Here is a 2,848-nt window from a genome sequence, read left to right as displayed (position 1 = left end):
GGCGAGCCGCAGGCCGTGATGCTGGCGATGATCGACGAGACGGCGCCGGCGCTGCCGGCCGACCGGCCGCGGTACCTCATGGGCGTCGGCACGCCCGACGACATTCTCGAGGCGGTGAAACGCGGTGTCGACATGTTCGATTGCGTGATGCCGACGCGGAATGGCCGCCACGGCGTCGCCTTCACCCGCTTCGGCCAGGTCAATTTGCGCAACGCCCGCCACGCCGACGATCCGCGTCCGCTCGACGAGGAGAGTGCGTGGCCATCAACGCGCAATTGCGCACGCGCCTATCTGCACCATCTCGTCAAGGCGGGCGAGACGCTGGGGGCGATGCTGCTGTCCGAAATCAATATCGCCTACTACCAGTCCCTGATGCAGGGCATCAGGGACGCGATCGCACGCGGTACATTCGACGAGTTCTATCGGCGTACACGCGAGGACTGGGCGAGGGGCGACATCGCCCCGCGCTAGTTGCACACGATCCGCTGCTTGACGGCATGCTTGGTCACGAAACCGTAGCCGCAATTGTCACAGGTCCAGAGATACGAGATCATGTGATCCGAGACGTAGGCGGACGCTTCAGCGGCGACCATGGAATCGGCGCAGACGGGACAGGTGGGCAACTCGCTACAACGCGGATCACGCCTTGCCGCGACGGTCGACAACACTTCAGCGACTGCTGACATCGTGGTGACCTCCCTGCTTTGAGACCTAAGTCTAACATAAACAGAATCAGTTGACGAGGTCGCAACACGAATGCGTTGATTTTCTGCTAATTAGTGCTCACGCGATTTTGCGATGCAGCGTATTTAACATGTGCCGCATTGTCGCTTGCGTGTCGTCACCAGCTGTCCGTAACTGCGCAAACGCTGCGCGAGAAGCGTAATTGCTGCCACAGGGAGTTCAACATGGACGCATCGTCCGAGAAGGTTGCAAAGATGGGTGCAGCGCACCAACCCGGTCGCGGCCGGATCTACGACTCGATCGTCGAGGCTTTCGGCGACACGCCGATCGTTCGCCTGCGCCGGTTGCCGGGCATGCGCGGCGTCAACGCGACGGTTCTGGCAAAGCTCGAATATTTCAATCCGGCCGCCAGCGTGAAGGACCGTATCGGTGCCGCCATGATCATCGCCATGGAGAAGGCGGGCATCGTCAAGCCCGACACGGTGCTGATCGAGCCGACGTCAGGCAATACCGGCATCGCGCTCGCCTTCGTCGCGGCGTCACGCGGTTACCGTCTGAAGCTGGTGATGCCGGAATCCATGTCGATCGAGCGGCGCAAGATGCTGGCGTTCCTCGGCGCCGAGCTGGTGCTGACGCCGGCGGCGCAGGGCATGAAGGGCGCGATCGCGACCGCCGAAGAGCTGTTGAAGACGACGCCGAACTCGGTGATGCCGCAGCAGTTCAAGAACCTCGCCAATCCGGAGGTGCATCGCCGCACCACGGCGGAAGAGATCTGGAACGACACATCAGGCAATATCGACTACTTCGTCGCCGGCGTCGGCACCGGCGGCACCATCACCGGCGTCGGTCAGGTTCTGAAGCCGCGAAAGCCGTCCTTGCGGGTGGTCGCAGTCGAGCCCGAGGAGAGCCCGGTGCTATCGGGGGGCACCCACACCCCGCACAAGATCCAGGGTATCGGCGCGGGCTTCGTACCCGACATTCTCGACCGCTCCGTGATCGACGAGATCGTGAAGATCAACTCGACGACCGCGATCGAAACGTCGCGCGCGCTGGCGCGGCATGAGGGCATTCCGGGCGGCATTTCCTCCGGTGCCGCGATCGCCGCCGCGCTCGAGATCGGCAAGCGGCCGGAAGCTGCGGGAAAAACCATTTTGGCGGTCGTGCCGTCCTTCTCCGAGCGCTATCTTTCGACGGCTCTGTTTGAAGGAATCTGAGGGATGGCGGATCAACCGAGGCGACCGCGGACATTGGGCGACGCGCGCACTGAAGCCGAGGCGGCGTTCAAGAAGGTGACGGCTAAAGTGGCGGAGCCGCCGCCGAAGAAAAACGTGGCACCCGGGATCAAGGAGCAGGTGACGCTGCGGATCGATCAGGACGTGCTCGAGCATTTCCAGGAAGGCGGCCCCGGCTGGCAGGACCGCATCAACGAGGCGCTGCGCAAGGCGGCGGGGAAGTAAATCTCCGCGGCCCCATACGTCCGTGTAAGGCACGCCTCTTTCCTCGTCATTGCGAGGAGCTCTTGCGACGAAGCAATCCAGACTATTGCCGCGGAGGGATTCAGGATTGCTTCGCTCGCAATGGCGAAGCCTGCGGCAGCATTTTCCTTCTGCCTTGACCGAGGAGAGCAAAGAAAAAGCCCGGCGTGAGCCGGGCTTTTGTATTTGCGATCGGGCTTTGCGGTTCAGCGGCGGAACATGCCGCCCATCATGCCGCCGACCACGCCGCCCACGAAGGCCGCACCCGCGTCGCCGCCACCGCTGTTGCGATGCTGAACCGGTGCGCTCTGCGCCTGTGCTGGCGCTGGCGCCGCGCGCCGGGCCGGCTTCGCGCTGTCATCGCTCACGGTCGTCGTCGCGACGATCTCGGACAACAGGGCCTTGTGCTGGAGCTTGTTGAGGAAGCCCGTCGACGGATAGCCGCGGGCGGCCTGCCAGCGCTTGAGCACCGAGCGGGTCTCGTCGCTGAACACACCGGTGACCTTGGTGTCGAAGCCGAGGCCGGTGAGGCGGCGCTGCACGTCTCGGCGCTGACCCTTGTCGAGGCCGATCTGGTCCTCGGTGAGCTGGGTGGCGTCGTCGGTGAAAGTTGCGGGATCGACGCCGGCATTGAGGTTGCGGGTCGTGGTCGACGGACCGTTCTGGATCGCCGCGAGCCGCGCCATTGC

The 2,848-nt window shown here is 63.9% G+C and carries 5 protein-coding genes; 3 read left to right on the top strand and 2 right to left on the bottom strand.

Annotated features, from left to right (window positions below):
- A partial coding sequence (locus AOQ71_RS48920) for a tRNA-ribosyltransferase family protein (protein WP_245317287.1) occupies positions 1-471 on the top strand: 471 nt, incomplete at its 5' end.
- Here AOQ71_RS48920 and AOQ71_RS32105 read toward each other — a convergent pair.
- A complete protein-coding gene (locus tag AOQ71_RS32105) occupies positions 468-686 on the bottom strand; it encodes a hypothetical protein (RefSeq protein ID WP_057755648.1) in 219 nt (72 codons plus the stop codon). The genes AOQ71_RS48920 and AOQ71_RS32105 overlap by 4 nt on opposite strands.
- Positions 687-908: 222 nt before the next feature.
- Here AOQ71_RS32105 and cysK point away from each other — a divergent pair, with 222 nt between their 5' ends.
- Positions 909-1,898 (top strand): cysteine synthase A, encoded by a 990-nt coding sequence (gene cysK / locus AOQ71_RS32100; protein WP_057755647.1) that lies wholly within the window; start codon positions 909-911, stop codon positions 1,896-1,898.
- Positions 1,899-1,901: 3 nt separating this feature from the next.
- Positions 1,902-2,141 carry a BrnA antitoxin family protein gene (locus tag AOQ71_RS32095; protein ID WP_057755646.1) on the top strand — a complete coding sequence of 80 codons (240 nt, stop codon included), beginning with the start codon at positions 1,902-1,904 and terminating at the stop codon, positions 2,139-2,141.
- Between the two features lie 224 nt (positions 2,142-2,365).
- Here AOQ71_RS32095 and AOQ71_RS32090 read toward each other — a convergent pair.
- Positions 2,366-2,848: peptidoglycan-binding domain-containing protein (locus AOQ71_RS32090; RefSeq protein ID WP_162268435.1), on the bottom strand; the 483-nt coding region annotated here is incomplete at its 5' end.

Source organism: Bradyrhizobium manausense (assembly GCF_001440035.1).
Lineage (GTDB): Bacteria > Pseudomonadota > Alphaproteobacteria > Rhizobiales > Xanthobacteraceae > Bradyrhizobium > Bradyrhizobium manausense.
The sequence above is the reverse complement of the archived record's forward strand: the minus strand, read 5'-3'. Positions and strand labels throughout refer to the sequence as shown.